General features: G+C 35.9%; 15 protein-coding genes. 12 read left to right on the forward strand and 3 right to left on the reverse strand.

Features of this window, described 5'->3' with window-relative positions:
* Window positions 1-56: 56 nt before the first annotated feature.
* Complete coding sequence (locus ACQV2Q_RS06885; protein WP_428873591.1) at window positions 57-611, reverse strand: chromate transporter; 555 nt, start codon at window positions 609-611, stop codon at window positions 57-59.
* Between the two features lie 4 nt (window positions 612-615).
* Window positions 616-1,167 carry a chromate transporter gene (locus tag ACQV2Q_RS06890; RefSeq protein WP_428873592.1) on the reverse strand — a complete coding sequence of 184 codons (552 nt, stop codon included), beginning with the start codon at window positions 1,165-1,167 and terminating at the stop codon, window positions 616-618.
* A 144-nt stretch (window positions 1,168-1,311) separates the two neighbouring features.
* Here ACQV2Q_RS06890 and ACQV2Q_RS06895 point away from each other — a divergent pair, with 144 nt between their 5' ends.
* The 9 genes from ACQV2Q_RS06895 (at window position 1,312) to ACQV2Q_RS06935 (ending at window position 11,129) form a co-directional block, all read left to right on the forward strand.
* Window positions 1,312-2,427 carry an ATP-NAD kinase family protein gene (locus ACQV2Q_RS06895; protein ID WP_428873593.1) on the forward strand — a complete coding sequence of 372 codons (1,116 nt, stop codon included), beginning with the start codon at window positions 1,312-1,314 and terminating at the stop codon, window positions 2,425-2,427.
* Between the two features lie 301 nt (window positions 2,428-2,728).
* Entirely contained in the window at window positions 2,729-4,399 is a 1,671-nt protein-coding gene (locus tag ACQV2Q_RS06900) for a formate--tetrahydrofolate ligase (RefSeq protein ID WP_428873594.1), read from the forward strand.
* A gap of 94 nt (window positions 4,400-4,493) precedes the next feature.
* On the forward strand, window positions 4,494-5,348 hold the full coding sequence (locus tag ACQV2Q_RS06905; protein WP_428873595.1) for a bifunctional 5,10-methylenetetrahydrofolate dehydrogenase/5,10-methenyltetrahydrofolate cyclohydrolase: 855 nt from the start codon (window positions 4,494-4,496) through the stop codon (window positions 5,346-5,348).
* Between the two features lie 9 nt (window positions 5,349-5,357).
* Complete coding sequence (locus ACQV2Q_RS06910) at window positions 5,358-5,984, forward strand: cyclodeaminase/cyclohydrolase family protein (protein WP_428873596.1); 627 nt, start codon at window positions 5,358-5,360, stop codon at window positions 5,982-5,984.
* Window positions 5,985-6,002: 18 nt separating this feature from the next.
* On the forward strand, window positions 6,003-7,139 hold the full coding sequence (gene gcvT, locus ACQV2Q_RS06915) for a glycine cleavage system aminomethyltransferase GcvT (protein WP_428873597.1): 1,137 nt from the start codon (window positions 6,003-6,005) through the stop codon (window positions 7,137-7,139).
* 83 nt (window positions 7,140-7,222) lie between these two features.
* Window positions 7,223-7,582 (forward strand): glycine cleavage system protein GcvH, encoded by a 360-nt coding sequence (gene gcvH, locus ACQV2Q_RS06920; RefSeq protein ID WP_428873598.1) that lies wholly within the window; start codon window positions 7,223-7,225, stop codon window positions 7,580-7,582.
* A 118-nt stretch (window positions 7,583-7,700) separates the two neighbouring features.
* The gene (gene gcvPA, locus ACQV2Q_RS06925) at window positions 7,701-9,050 is read left to right on the forward strand and encodes an aminomethyl-transferring glycine dehydrogenase subunit GcvPA (protein ID WP_428874864.1); all 1,350 of its coding nucleotides are present in this window, start codon (window positions 7,701-7,703) and stop codon (window positions 9,048-9,050) included.
* Complete coding sequence (gcvPB, locus tag ACQV2Q_RS06930) at window positions 9,050-10,543, forward strand: aminomethyl-transferring glycine dehydrogenase subunit GcvPB (protein WP_428873600.1); 1,494 nt, start codon at window positions 9,050-9,052, stop codon at window positions 10,541-10,543. Before gcvPA ends, gcvPB begins: the two co-directional genes overlap by 1 nt.
* Before the next feature lie 127 nt (window positions 10,544-10,670).
* Window positions 10,671-11,129: a Fur family transcriptional regulator gene (locus ACQV2Q_RS06935; RefSeq protein WP_428874863.1), complete on the forward strand. Its 459-nt coding sequence runs from the start codon at window positions 10,671-10,673 to the stop codon at window positions 11,127-11,129.
* Between the two features lie 47 nt (window positions 11,130-11,176).
* Here the strand turns inward: ACQV2Q_RS06935 and trpS are convergent, their stop codons facing one another.
* Window positions 11,177-12,166, reverse strand: coding sequence for a tryptophan--tRNA ligase (gene trpS / locus ACQV2Q_RS06940; RefSeq protein WP_428874862.1), 990 nt, complete (start codon window positions 12,164-12,166; stop codon window positions 11,177-11,179).
* Window positions 12,167-12,499: 333 nt separating this feature from the next.
* Here trpS and spxA point away from each other — a divergent pair, with 333 nt between their 5' ends.
* The 3 genes from spxA to ACQV2Q_RS06955 all read left to right on the forward strand — a co-directional run bounded on the left by spxA (window position 12,500) and on the right by ACQV2Q_RS06955 (window position 14,990).
* The gene (gene spxA / locus ACQV2Q_RS06945; RefSeq protein WP_428873603.1) at window positions 12,500-12,898 is read left to right on the forward strand and encodes a transcriptional regulator SpxA; all 399 of its coding nucleotides are present in this window, start codon (window positions 12,500-12,502) and stop codon (window positions 12,896-12,898) included.
* Between the two features lie 162 nt (window positions 12,899-13,060).
* The gene (locus ACQV2Q_RS06950; protein ID WP_428874861.1) at window positions 13,061-13,816 is read left to right on the forward strand and encodes an adaptor protein MecA; all 756 of its coding nucleotides are present in this window, start codon (window positions 13,061-13,063) and stop codon (window positions 13,814-13,816) included.
* 58 nt (window positions 13,817-13,874) lie between these two features.
* On the forward strand, window positions 13,875-14,990 hold the full coding sequence (locus tag ACQV2Q_RS06955; protein ID WP_428874860.1) for a competence protein CoiA: 1,116 nt from the start codon (window positions 13,875-13,877) through the stop codon (window positions 14,988-14,990).
* Window positions 14,991-15,057: the final 67 nt, after the last annotated feature.

Raw genomic sequence — 15,057 nt, forward strand, 5'->3', positions numbered from 1 at the left:
GCCTACCTTCTGTTTAATATAACCCTAAAAAGGACAAATGAGTAACAACTGATTTTTTAAAATGCATGATAAATCAAATTAACAATCCCTGCAGAAATCATAATCACGATGGGGTTAGCTTTAAACTTATTAAGTAATAGCATGGCTATAATAAAAATTACCAACATTAACCAATTAGGGTCCATCCAAACAACAGTCTCTTTTTGCCAAATAGCATTCACAAAAATTGATAAGCCCGAACTAGCTATTAAGGCAATCACTATAGGCCTAAGGATAAAAAGGGTGTCTTGCATTAAACTTAGTTTTTGAAAACGCTGATAAAGATAGGCTAAAAAAGTCACGATAATTATCGATGGTAAGGTACAGCCGATAGTAGCAACTATTGCACCACTGACACCACCGATTTGAGTACCAATAAAAGTAGAGGCATTAATAGCAATTGGACCAGGTGTCATTTGTGAGATTGTAATTAGATGACCAAATTCTTCTAAAGATAGCCAATGCTCTTGGTGAACAACCAAGTCTTCAATCAAAGGCAAAGCAGCATAGCCACCACCAAAAGAAAGTAAGCCAATATTTAAAAAAGTAAGAAATAGTTCCCAATAAATCAAGTAATCACCTCTTCAAATAAGAATAAATAAAGCCACCACATAAAGAAATAAGAATTAACCATGAAATCGGGAAGTTAAAATAACTAACTAAAATGAGAGCGCTTATAAAAATGAGAATTAGATACTTTTCTTTTTGTTTAACAAGATCTTTGATCATGGTATAAACAACAGAAACAATTACCGCTGCTACTCCCGCTTGCATTCCTTCTAACATCCAAGCCACCCATTGATTTTCAATAAAGACCTGATAAAAATGTGCAATGATAGAGATAATTGCAAAAGGAGGAAGAATAGTGGCAAAAACAGTGGTGAGAACACCGAGCCATCCTGCTAATTGATAACCTACAATCACCGCGGCATTAATAGCGATTGCCCCTGGAGAAGATTGAGCGATTGCGATTAAATCGAGCATTTGATTTTCTTCAAACCAATGATAGTCATCAACAAATTGCTTTTTCATAAGACTTACAATTACATAACCTCCACCAAAGGTAAAAGCACTTAATAGAAAAGTCACTCTAAACAATTTGATATAAAATTTCAAATTTTTTTGCAAAAAATCACTCCTACAAGGAACTTGTAAAATCAGACAATTTAAATTATAGAAAGAAAAGTAAAAATTGTAAACTAGAGCTTAGGTATGACAAGAACATTTATAAGACCTATAATAGAATAGAAGATTATTGAGAGGAGAGAATTAATGAAAAAATTAGGAATTGTAGTAAATCCCATTGCTGGTATGGGAGGACGAGTTGGTTTAAAAGGTACCGATGGTAAAGATGTATTAACTGAGGCGATTAAGAGAGGAGCTAATCCTGAGGCCCCTTTAAAAGCCTTGAAAGCGCTCAAAGAATTAGCTCCTCTTAAAGAAGAATTAATTGTATATGTTGCTTCTGGTAAAATGGGAGAAGATTTAGTAAAAGAAACCGAATTGAATTATGAAGTGATTCATCAAATCGATGGTGACAGTATGGCGAAGGATACCATTCATTTAGTTGAAAAATTTCAAGAGAGAGAGGTGGATTTAATACTTTTTGCAGGAGGCGACGGAACGGCACGTGATATTGCTTCAGTTACTCAACTTGCTATTCCAACGATTGGGATACCAGCGGGTGTTAAGATTCATTCTCCTGTTTATGCAGTGACACCGGAACATGCCGGTAAGTTAGCTTTGAGGTATTTGAAAGACAAGGAATTGTCTCTAAAAGATGAGGAAGTTATTGATATTGAAGAAGATGCATTCCGTAGGGATGAAATAATTACTAAAGTCTATGGATACCTAAGTGTTCCTTATGATGAAAGTCATTTACAAAATTTGAAATCACCTACTCCTCAATCGGATGAGGCAGCAAGAGTTTCTATAGCGCTTGATATTATAGATAGAATGGAAGAAGATGTCTTCTACATTATTGGCTCTGGTTCAACAGTTGCTCCGGTAATGTTAGAGTTAGGTCTGGAACCAACATTATTAGGTGTTGATATCATTCGAAATAAAAAAGTTGTAAAAAAAGATGTCTATGAACAAGAGATTTTGGATATCATTGGGGACAAGCCAGCTAAATTGATTGTTACACCGATGGGTGGTCAAGGATATCTCTTTGGCCGAGGCAATCATCAATTATCTGACAAGGTTCTTGCCAAGCTAGATAAAGAGGATATTATAATCGTTGCAACACCAGGAAAATTAAACACCTTAAAAGGTCAACCGCTTTTAGTTTATACAGGTAATCGTGAAATTGATGAAAAATTAGCTGGTTATCATAAAATTTTACTAGGATACCATAACTCCAGAATGTATAAGGTAAGTGCAATTTAAGAAATAACGAAAATTTTGTGAAAAAAGATTAAGTTGACCAAGTGGTTATCACTATATTAATAACAACTTTCATCTATATCAATAGCGGTTGTGAAAAGCACAACTAACTTTCTTTATTGATAATATAAACAAATTTAGTACTTACTTACATAAAAATGTTTGTGAAAAAACCGAATTGCAAGCTAAAAATGCAATTTTTTAAAAACTGCCTGCAAAATGTAAGAGTTTCCTAACGTTTTATGGTATGATGAAAGATGCATAGAGATACTATGTGATTTATCTAAAGGGGGAAAAGATTTTAATGAAGACAGATATTCAAATCGCACAGGAAGCTAAATTGCAACCAATTGAAGATGTGGCTGCAAAGTTAGGTATTTCTAATGATGTATTAGAGCCTTACGGTAAAACAAAAGCTAAAATCGATTTTACTAAATTAGATATGGATAACAAGGACTTAGGAAAATTAATTCTTGTTACAGCGATTACTCCAACTCCTGCTGGTGAAGGTAAAACAACTACTTCAATCGGCTTGGCAGACGGAATGTCTAAAATTGGTAAGAAAACAGCAGTTGCTTTACGTGAGCCTTCATTAGGACCAGTATTTGGTATTAAAGGTGGAGCAGCTGGTGGTGGATACGCACAAGTTGTTCCAATGGAAGATATTAACTTACACTTTACTGGAGACTTCCACGCGATTGGAGCAGCAACTAACTTAATCGCTGCCTTATTAGATAACCACATCCACCATGGTAACGCATTAGATATTGATACAAACCGAATTGTATGGCGTCGTGTTGTCGATATGAACGACCGTCAATTACGTAATATTGTAAATGGATTAGGCCGTCGTGTTGATGGAGTAACACGTGAAGATGGTTACGACATCGTTGTAGCTTCTGAAGTAATGGCAGCATTCTGTCTATCTAATAATTTACAAGAATTAAAAGAAAAATTAGGTAATATGATCGTTGCTTACACTCGTAAAGATAATAAGCCAGTTACTGTTAAAGATATTAATGGTGCTGGAGCTGCAACTGCATTACTTAAAGATGCAATCAAGCCAAATATTGTACAAACTTTAGAAGGGACACCAGCTTTTGTGCACGGTGGACCATTCGCAAACATTGCTCACGGATGCAACTCAATTATTGCAACGAAACTAGCAATGAATTATGCAGATTACACAATTACTGAAGCTGGTTTCGGTGCAGACTTAGGTGCTGAGAAATTCTTAGACATCAAATGTCGTCAAGCAGGGATAGCTCCTTCAGCAGTTGTAATCGTTGCAACAATCCGTGCATTGAAGATGCATGGTGGAGTTGATAAAAAAGAATTAGGACCTGAAAATGTAGAAGCTTTACGTAAAGGTATGCCTAACTTAATGCGTCACATTAACAATATTAAGAATGTGTTCGGATTAAACCCAGTAGTAGCTATCAATGCGTTCCCAACTGATACAGATGCCGAAATTGAAGCATTACGTGAAGAATGTGAAAAAGAAGGCGTTAAAGTTGTTCTTTCAACTCACTTCTCTGATGGAGGTGAAGGTGCAACTGAACTAGCTAAGGCTGTAGTTGAAGCATCTGAAAAAGAAAGCAACTTTAAGTTTGCTTATGATGTAGAAGCTTCTATCGAAGAAAAACTTGAAACATTAGTAACTAGAATCTACGGTGGTGCAAAAGTTGAGTTTACTTCAGTAGCTAAGAAGAAAATTAAGCAATTCACCGAGCAAGGACATGGTAAATTACCAATTTGTATGGCTAAAACGCAATATTCATTCTCCGATGATCCTAAATTATTAGGAGCTCCAGAAGGATTTACTGTTACTATCCGTGACTTAACCGTTTCTGCTGGTGCAGGCTTCCTAGTTGCTATGACAGGTGACATTATGAAGATGCCTGGCTTACCAAAAGAACCAGCTGCTAACCGTATTGATGTTGATGAAAAAGGTAACATTGAAGGATTGTTCTAAAAAGAATTGATTCTAAGATAAAATTAATAGTCGAGCGAGTAAATTTTTGCTCGTTCGACTTTTACAGTGTATTGAATAGAAAAGGGAGGATCTTATGGGTAAGATTTTAGATGGTAAAGAAGTTGGGAAAGCAATTCGCGAGCGTACTCGTCAAGAAGCAGAAGCTTTAAGAGAAAAAGGGATTGTTCCTAAATTAGTAGTGTTACGTGTCGATGAAAACCCTTCTTCCATGGCTTATGAAAAAAATGCTATGAAAGTAATGGAAAAATGTGGAATCGAAGCAGAAGCTCGTACTGAATTGGATGCTAAGACCACCGAAGATGTCTTAAAAATTATCGATGAATTAAATGCAGATAAATCTGTGTCAGGCGTTATCATTATGCAACCATTCCCAGAAGGAATTGAGCGAGCAGAAATTGCTGAGCGCTTAAATCCATATAAAGACGTAGATGCCTTGAACCCAGTTAACTTAGGTAAGCTAATTAACAATGATCCAACTGCAATGGCTCCTTCTACAGCACAAGCTTGTATCGAAATTCTTGATTACTATGACTATGAATTAGAGGGTGCTGAAGTTTGTGTTATTGGTTCATCACCAGTTGTTGGTAAGCCATTAGCAGTTATGTTATCAAACCGTAATGCAACTGTTTCAAATACACATGTCTATACTAAAGACAACACTATCCACACTACTTTAGCTGACATTGTGGTCTCAGCTACCGGAGCTTTAGGACTTGTTGGCCCTGACTACATTAAAGAAGGTGCAACAGTAATTGATGTTGGCTTTGGTTACAAAGATGGTAAGGCAACTGGAGATGTTCGCTTTGATGAAGTTGAACCTAAAGCAAGTGCTATCACTCCTGTCCCAGGTGGTGTTGGTTCTGTAACAACAGGTGTTCTGGCTTCACAAGTTGTTAAAGGTGCTAAGCTTCTAAATGGCTTAGAATAGGAGCGCGTAATGAAAGAATTAAAAGTCACAGAATTTATTGACAAGTTAGCTTCTAATGATCCAACTCCTGGTGGAGGGGCTGCAGCGGGCGTTACAGCTGGATTGGGTATTGGTGCTATTTTGATGGCTATGATTTTCTCGCAAAGTGATAAATTGTCTAAAGAGGATCAAACTTTTCTTGCTAAAAAAATTGAAGAGTTTGAAAAAAGTAAAGAGATTTTTGTGAACATTATCGACCGCGATGCAACTGAGTTTGAACCACTTTCTAAAGCGTATGGTATGCCGAGAGCAACAGACGTAGAAAAACAAGTGCGTAATGAAGCAATTCAAAGTGGGTTAGTAATTGCATCTCAACCTCCAGTTGACTTGATTTCAGAAGTCAGCCAAATTGTGGAGGGCTTTGACAAGGTTATTCCTTTAATTAAAAAAATCATCGTTTCCGATGTTGGTGTAGGTCTTCAAATGTTACGTTCGGCTGTTCAGGCTTCTTCATTAAACTTATATATTAATGGAGGACAGCTTAAGGATAAGGAAAAGCAAGAAGAGTATTATGAGCTTGCTAACAACAAGGTCGCTGAATTGTCCTCTCAATTAGATGAATACTACGCACAAGTCAAAGATATTTTAATCAAGTAAGGCGAAGGAGATAGTATAATGACAAACGTTCAATTAGATGAAAATGGATTGAAAAAAACACCTATGTATGACTATTACATCGAAAAAGGATGCAAGATTACAGATTTTGGTGGATGGGGATTACCAATTCAAATCACCAAAATTGCTGAGGAGCACGAGGCAGTTCGTAATGCAGTAGGTTTATTTGACGCTTCACATATGGGAGAGGTTCGTGTTAAATCGGCTAAGATGAATGCTTATGACTGGTGGAACGGATTAATCACTAATGATGTGCATAAAGCTACTTTCAACGGAAAAGCTCAATATACCGCTGTATGTAAAGAAGATGGCGGCATCTTAGATGATTTGATTTATTACCGCCGCAATGATGACGAGTTTGTTGCAACTCCAAACGGCTCTAACCGTGAAAAGATTGTTCAATGGATGCATGATCATAATCAAGAGGGTCAAGTTGAGATCACAGATGAAACTTATGACTGGGGATTAATCGCTGTTCAAGGACCAAATGCTGAAGAATTATTGGCTCGCATTACAGATACTAACTTGAAAGAGATTGAATATTATTCTTATAAGCAAGATCAAGTAGTAGCTGGTTTTGATCGTGTTCAAATCTCACGTACTGGTTATACCGGTGAAGAAGGTTTCGAACTATATATTCCAGCTGAACATATGCTTGAGATTTGGAAGAAATTAGTTGAAGAAGGTCAAGATTTAGGTGTTAAAGAATGTGCGCTAGGAGCACGTGATACTTTACGCCTTGAAGCTGGTTTACCACTGTATGGCAATGACTTCGATGAGAGCGTCAACCCAATCGCAGGTGGTATTGCATTTGCAGCACCAAAAGCTAAAGAAGCAGATTACATCGGAAAAGAAGCAATTGCTGCTTATCGCGCCGGCGATAAGAAAGAAGCGTCTCGAGGATTTAAGATTGACGGCAAACAAATCGCTCGTCATGGTATGGAAGTTAAAAATCAAGAGGGTGAAGTGATTGGGGTAGTAACATCAGGAACGAAATCACCTACATTAGGATACCCTCTAGGTTTCATGCGTGTTGCCACTGATTATAAAGTTGGTGATAAAGTAATTATCGATATCCGCGGTAAAGAAATTGAAGCAGAATTAACTAAGAAAGACTGGTTAGCTGCTAGTAAGTAAATTTAAACTAAAGTGGTTTCATTTTTGTTAAATGTTTGATAAAATGAGCACATAAACAATTTTAAGAAAAGGGGTCATTTATAATGTCACAAGTATTTTTTACAGAAGAACACGAGTTTATTGAAATTTTAGCACCTAACAAAGCACGTGTAGGTATCACTGCTTTTGCTGCAGAGCAATTAGGAGATATCGTTCACGTTGAATTACCAGAAGTCGACGATGAATTCGATGCTGAAGAAGAAATCGCAACAGTAGAATCTGTTAAATCTGTATCTGAAGTATACGCACCTTTTGCAGGTAAAGTAGTTGCGGTGAACGAAGAGTTAGAAGATGCACCAGAATCAGTTAACGAAGATGCTCAAGGTAAAGGATGGTTCTTCGAAATTGAAACTGAAGAAGACATCGATACATCAGAATTCTTAACTGAAGAGCCAGCTGAATAATCATAAATTTTAAAGGTTTGTTTATTAGAGTGACTCTATGTCACTCTAATATTTAAGTCAAAATTGCTATTAATTTAAAAAGTACGAATTAAAGAAAAAATAGACTAAGGAGCAGATCATGGCAAAATTTAGATATTTACCTAACACAGACCAAGACCGCCAAGCAATGCTAGAAACAATTGGCGTTAAAGATATTATGGATATCTTCTCTGACTTGCCAGAAAATGTACGCCGTACAGGCAAAATGAACTTACCTGAACCACTTTCTGAATTGGAAATTGTTAAAGAACTGACTAGATTGTCGGCTCTAAACACTTCGTCCAGTCAAATGCCTTTTTTCTTAGGTGCTGGAACGTATGACCACCATGTACCTTCGATTGTTAATCATATTATTATGCGTCAAGAGTTCTTAACTGCTTATGTTCCCTACCAACCAGAAGTATCTCAAGGAGAATTGCAAGCATTATTTGAATGGCAAACAATGATTGCTGAACTGACAGGTATGGATTTGGCAAACTGTGGTATGTATGATGGATATAACGCAGTTTCCGAAGCAGCAAACCTTGCGTTTAACCATGTTAAGAAGTCTAAAAAAGTATTAGTTTCTAAAGGGTTAAACCCACAAGCAATTGAAACTGTAAAAACTTACGGTTTCGGTAAAGATTACGCTGTTGAAGAAATAGCACTTGAAAATGAAGTCACAAGTCTTGAAGATTTAAAAGCTAAATTAGATGCTGAAGTAGCGGCAGTTATTGTTCAATATCCAAACTTCTTTGGATCGGTTGAGGATTTAAAAGCAATTAAGTCAGCTTTAGAAGGAACAAAAACATTGTTAATTGTTTCTGCTAATCCATTAGCTCTTGGAAAACTAGAAAAACCAGGTGCTTTTGGAGCAGATATTACTGTTGGAGATGTTCAGCCTTTCGGTATACCAATGTCTTTAGGTGGCCCTCACTGTGGTTACTTTGCCGTTAATGACAAGTTAATGCGTAAGATTCCTTCGCGTATTGTCGGGGAAACAGTAGATGAAGAAGGTAGACGTGGATTCGTTATGACCCTTTCTACACGAGAGCAACATATCCGTCGTGAAAAGGCAACCTCTAACTACTCTTCAAACCAAGCTTTATTCGCTTTAGCATCATCTATTGCTATGTCAGCATACGGTAAGGTTGGTATTCAAGAATTAGCACAGGCTAATATCAATAATACACATTATCTTGCGAAAGAACTAAAAGCAGCAGGTTTTGAAGTTCTTAACACTAGACCGTTTTTCAACGAGTTTGTTATCAAACTAAATAAAGATGTACGTCAAGTCAATAAAGAATTATTTGAAAAAGGATTTGTTGGTGGCTTTGATGCTTCAAAAGCAATTGGTGTTGATAATGCCTATCTACTTTGTGTAACTGAAAAGCGTACCAAAGAAGAAATGGATAAATTTGTAACTGCTTTAGTGGAGGTGGCAAAATAATGATCTTACAAGATTATGATAAATTGATTTTTGAAATTTCGCAAGAAGGGCACACAGCTTATGATTTGCCAGTTTCTGAAGTAGAAGAGTATGACTTATTATCAGAATTAGGAGAATATGCACGTCAAGAACCTGCGCGTTTACCAGAAGCTTCTGAACTACAAATTGTACGTCACTATACAGCACTTTCAAACCGTAACTTTGGTGTTGAATCAGGTCCTTATCCATTAGGATCATGTACAATGAAGTATAATCCAAAGATTAACGAAGATGTAGCTGCTATGGATGGCTTTGCGAATATTCATCCTTTACAAGATCCAGACACTATTCAAGGTGCACTACAATTAATGTATGAATTACAAGAATATTTGAAGGAAATCACTCAATTTCCAGCATTAACTTTACAACCAGCTGCAGGTGCTCAAGGTGAGTTAGCAGCAATATTAGCTTTTAAAGCTTATTTTGAATCCATTGGAGAATTGGAGCAACGTCGAGTAATACTAATTCCTGACTCTGCTCACGGAACAAACCCAGCCACAGCTATGGTAGCTGGTTTCGAAACGGTTGAGCTTCCTTCCACTCCAGAAGGGATTATTGATGTCGAGGCAGTGCGTGCTGCTGTAGGGCCAAATATTGCCGGTATTATGATTACAAACCCATCAACAGCTGGTTTGTTTGAAAAAGATGCTAAGGAAATTGTAGATATTGTTCACGAAGCGGGTGGACTTGCTTATTATGATGGTGCAAACTTAAATGCTATTATGGGATTAACTTCTCCAGGTGCAATGGGCTTTGACGCTTGTCACTTGAACTTACATAAGACCTTTACTGGACCTCATGGTGGTGGAGGACCAGGATCAGGACCAATTGGCGTTGTGGATAAATTAGCACCATTTATTCCTGGACCCAATGTGGTAAAAAATGGCGACAAATATGAGCTTGAAACACCTGAGAAATCTTATGGTCGTATCAAAGGAAACTTTGGAAACTTTGGTGTAAACGTTCGTGCTTATACATACATTCGCTCAATGGGAGCTGAAGGATTACGTCGTGCTTCTGAAGATGCTGTTCTTAATGCTAACTATTTACGAGTACGTGTTAATGAATACTTTGATGCACCATTCCCTAACTTCAACAAAAACGACTTTGTATTGGACTTAAGTCGTCACAAGAAAGATTATGGAGTAACAGCTAAAGATGTTGGTAAGCGACTTTTAGACTTTGGTATTCATGCTCCAACAACTTACTTCCCATTGCATGTTAATGAATGTTTAATGGTTGAGCCGACTGAAACAGAATCTAAGCAAGACTTAGATTATGTAGCAGATATCTTAATTAAGATTAATCAAGAGGCTATTAATAATCCTGAAATTGTTCAAACAGCTCCACATAATACACCCGTAAGACGTTTGGATGAAGCAGGAGCTTCTCGTAAGCCAGTTCTAAAATATACTTTTGAGAAACATGAATCAGAATCTGCTGAAGTAGAATAAAAAAATCAAAATCAACTGATCTCGGTCAGTTGATTTTTTGATGGATATAATTTAAAATGTTAAATTGTAACAGCTTCAATTTATTATCATTCATTTCTATATAAACATATTAGAAGGTGGTTTGTCCATGCAAACAGAAAAGGCTATTGAATCCGATATTAATCAACTTTTAGAAAAAATGAAGAAGGGTAAAGTTCGTATAACTCCTCAAAGACGAGCCATCTTAAAAACAATCTTGACAAAAGTCAAGCATCCAAGTGTTGAAGAGATTTACCAGCAAGTTCAACAAGACTATCCACAAATGAGTTTAGCAACAGTTTATAATAATGTTCGTGCTTTTGTGAATGCAGGCATTTTACAAGAGTTGAACATTGATGAAAAAACAAAACACTATGATATTAATGTGCACCCCCACGGACATACAATTTGCGAAGCTTGTGGAAAAATTGAAGATGTTTTTTTAAATCAATTTAATGATATATACACCGAAATAAAAGAGTTAGGTAAATTTAAGGTAAGAGCGATGGAAGTATCCTTTTATGGGTTTTGTCAAGAGTGTTATGAGAAAGAAGCACAAAACAATTAAAGAAAACTGCCAACTTGTTGAATAAGTTGGCAGTTTTTTGCTATGTACTATCTATATCGTATACCCATTACTTTCTCCATACGAGCCAATGTCTGAGAAGCTGTTTCATTAGCTTTAGTTGCACCTATAGAAAGAATATCATAAAGTTCATCGCCTGCGATTAGCTGATTATAACGCTTTTGAATAGGCTCTAAGACAGATACAACTAAATCAGCTAAGTCTGATTTAAAGCGACCATAACCTAAGTCATGATATTGATTAACGATCTTTTTAATTGGCTGTGCACTTAAGCTTGCGTAAATTTCAATTAAGTTGGATAAACCAGCTTGGTTAGCCGTGTCATAATTAACGACTCCAATTGAATCAGTAACAGCTGATTTAATTTTCTTAATGATTTGACGCGGTTCATCCAACATTGAGATTTTACTTTTTTCATTTTCATCTGATTTGGACATTTTTCGACTTGGGTCTTGCAGACTCATAACTCGCTTACCAGCATTTGGATAAATAGGTTCTGGTTTAACTAATATGTCTTCTCCGTAGCGGTTGTTAAAACGGTCTACAAAATTTCTTGTTAATTCAATATGCTGACGCTGGTCATCACCTACTGGAACATATTTAGCATCATAAAGAACTATATCACCAACCATTAATGCCGGGTAACAAAGTAAGCCAGCACCAACTGATTCTTGTTTAGCAGACTTGTCTTTATATTGTGTCATTCGTTCTAGCTCACCTACGCCAATCTGACAGGTAATGAGCCAAGCAATTTGAGAGTGAGCAGGTACTTCTGATTGTACGAATACTGTGGATTTGTTCGGATCGATACCAATCGCTAAATAAAGGGCAGCTAGTTGCTTAGTTTGTCTTACCAATATTTCAGGGTCCTGTGGGACTGTGATGGCATGTTGATTCACAATACAATAGGTTGCTTGATATTTATCTTGTAAATCAACAAATGATTTCATGGCTCCAATATAGTTTCCAAGAGTAGGTATGGAGGATGGTTGTACACCGGAAAAAATGGTCTCTTTCATGATCTTCCTCTTTCTAATGGCTTATATTTACATTAATAATTATAACCTATCTAAAATTAAATGCTAGCTTTTATGAAAAAAGATTGAGTGTTTTCACAAACTGGCAGTTTTTCATCAGTAATTCTAATAAATGTCACACACTAATCATTGATTATAGTTTGCTTTAAAGCATTTTTGTTGCTATAATTCTATATGTAGTACTAAATACTTTGTGAAACTCACTTATTGTATCGAATAGATTTGATTGTTAAATGATAAAATCTTAAGTTCAATAATTGAATATGTACGTGTCTTTAAGAGAGAAGAATGTTCACAAGAGAGGATGATCTTTTAATGGTAACATTATATGTAACTCCAAGTTGCACGTCATGTAGAAAAGCCCGTTCATGGCTAGAAGAAAATAATATTGCATTCGAAGAGCGCAATATTTTCACTGAACCTTTAACGATAAACGAAATAAAAGGTATTTTGCGAATGACAGAGGAAGGGACAGAGGATATCGTTTCAACTCGGTCAAAAGCCTATTCAGAATTAGATGTAGAAATCAGCGAATTACCTTTAAATGATTTTTTTGAGTTAGTTCAAAATCAACCAGGTTTGTTGCGTCGACCAATTATTTTAGATGATAAACGCATTCAGATTGGTTACAACGAGGATGAAATCAGACGTTTCTTGCCTCGAGAAGTAAGAGCTCGCGCATTGCGTCACGCTCGTGCTTTGGTAAATGAATAAACAAAAATTTGAGCCTTCGGGCTCTTTTTTTGAATAAATAGAATTGCATTGGATAAGCTTGCATAGACAATGTATTTTTGCTAAAATTACGGAACATGACATAATGCTTGGTATGTCTGTTTGTAAGTAGTATAATGGATAAGAAGGTGGAGGTGAATTGCTATGGAAATGGAGCATATAAATGATAACCTAATTAAAGTTCTAATTGGATCTGAGGATCTAGAAGAACGGGGTATCGACTTTTTAGACCTAATAGGGGACCAATCACGGATTGAAAAATTCTTTTACTCAATTTTAGAAGAAGTGGATATTGACCATCATTTTCACGATTCAGAAGCTGTGACATTCCAAGTGATTCCTAACAGCGAAGGCTTAGAATTGTATATTAGCCGTGCCAATGTTGAGGAACTTGATGAGGTTTGGGAAGATGAACTAACGAAGCGTCTTAAAGAACGCAAAGAAATGTCCCTGAAGGAATCCTCTAGTGAAAATATGATCGATTCAACTGCTGAATCGAATCAACAAGTAAGCTCCTCTACTAATAAGAAAACTAAGAAGACGGCGATTGAGACGATGATGAATTTATTTAATCCTAAGTCTGAGTCAAAAGATGAAGACTTATCACAAGAGCAACCTATTGAAGGAGTCATTCGTTTTAGTTCATTGGATAATTTTTTAAGACTAGCTCGTGAAATACCAAGCGAATTGCTAGTTTCAGATCTATATTATATGAATTCGCATTATTTCTTGATTCTCTATGATTTAGAACGAACAGTAAGTAAAGATAAACTTGCAACTAAGTTATTGACTCTCTTCGAGTTTGGAGAAATATCAATGGTCACTGCATCTGTTCTAGCAGAACACGGTGAGTTATTAAGAAAAGAAGATGCACTCTTCTTCTTTGGAAATCAATTTTAAATCAATTAAACACCTAACCCCCTTTAGATCTGTATTTCAGATTAAAGGGGGGTTATTAATGTACGCGGCAATAAATCAATTTGGTGAGTTAATCTATGCAAAAGAAGCAAAAAAGGATCAGATTTATGTTTGTCCGTACTGCTTAACTAAAGTAGTTTTAATTAATAAAGAAAAAGGGCGTTCTTACTTCCGACATTTAAAAGCTTGTTCATTAGATATTAAAAATGAGGGTACTTATTTAAAATTTGGTTTAAAAGAGACTCACAGAGGAGAAAGTAAAGAACATAAGCAGGCCAAAAATTTATTACGAGATAATTTCCGAAACTTTGGCTATGAATGTGCGCAAGAGGTTATTTTTGAAAAAATAAATCAGATTGCTGATCTTATGGTCGAAGATAGCTCCTGCGCTTGGATAGTTGAGTATCAAAAATCAGTCATTTCATCAATTGATATGGATAAAAGACAAAAAAATTATCAAGCACTCGGTTTTCAAGTTCAATGGTTAATTGATGATTATTATTTTAAACAACGGGGCTTAAGTACATGGGTTCGACGTTGTATCGCATATTCAAAGAAACTTGGTTATCACGTTTGGACTTTAGATTTAAATCAGTACGAATTAAAATGTTATCACCATATACCTTTAGTTTATAGTTTAAATAATTTAGATATTAAGCTTACAAGCTATTCTTATAAAGAAAATTGGCTATTGGCACTTAATGGAAGCTTAAAAGCAAAGAGCGATGTAAAAAATATTTATTTGAAAAGAAGCGAGTCTAGGAGTATTTCTCTAATTGACTATTCTTTTATTATTCAATCAATAAAATCCAATCTTTCTTATCGTGTTTTCTTAAACCAGCTCTACAACTATCAAATTAACTTGGAAGAAATACCCAGATGGGTTTTTAATAATTGGCAGGTGCAAGCGATGAAAGAGCCTGGCTGGCTGATTTGGATTTGGGCCTTTGAATCAATGTTATGGCTGAATAGAAATTTGAAAATCAACCCTGAAGGAGAGGGGTTAAACTTTTCTTCCTTTTCCTCGAGGATGAATGAACATTTAGATAACAACCACTTTAGTATGTTTCACTTTCCTTTAATGGGCCAATCTAAAACTATATTAGAAGAAACTTTATATATTCTTTATTATGTTCTAAAAAGATTAATGGAGTAAAAACGATTTGTTAGAGAGTCAGAAAAATTTTTTTAAATCATCTAATTAATTAATGATACCGTTCCCA

Origin of the sequence: Facklamia sp. P12950, from assembly GCF_050409465.1 — a bacterium.
Classification (GTDB): domain Bacteria; phylum Bacillota; class Bacilli; order Lactobacillales; family Aerococcaceae; genus Facklamia.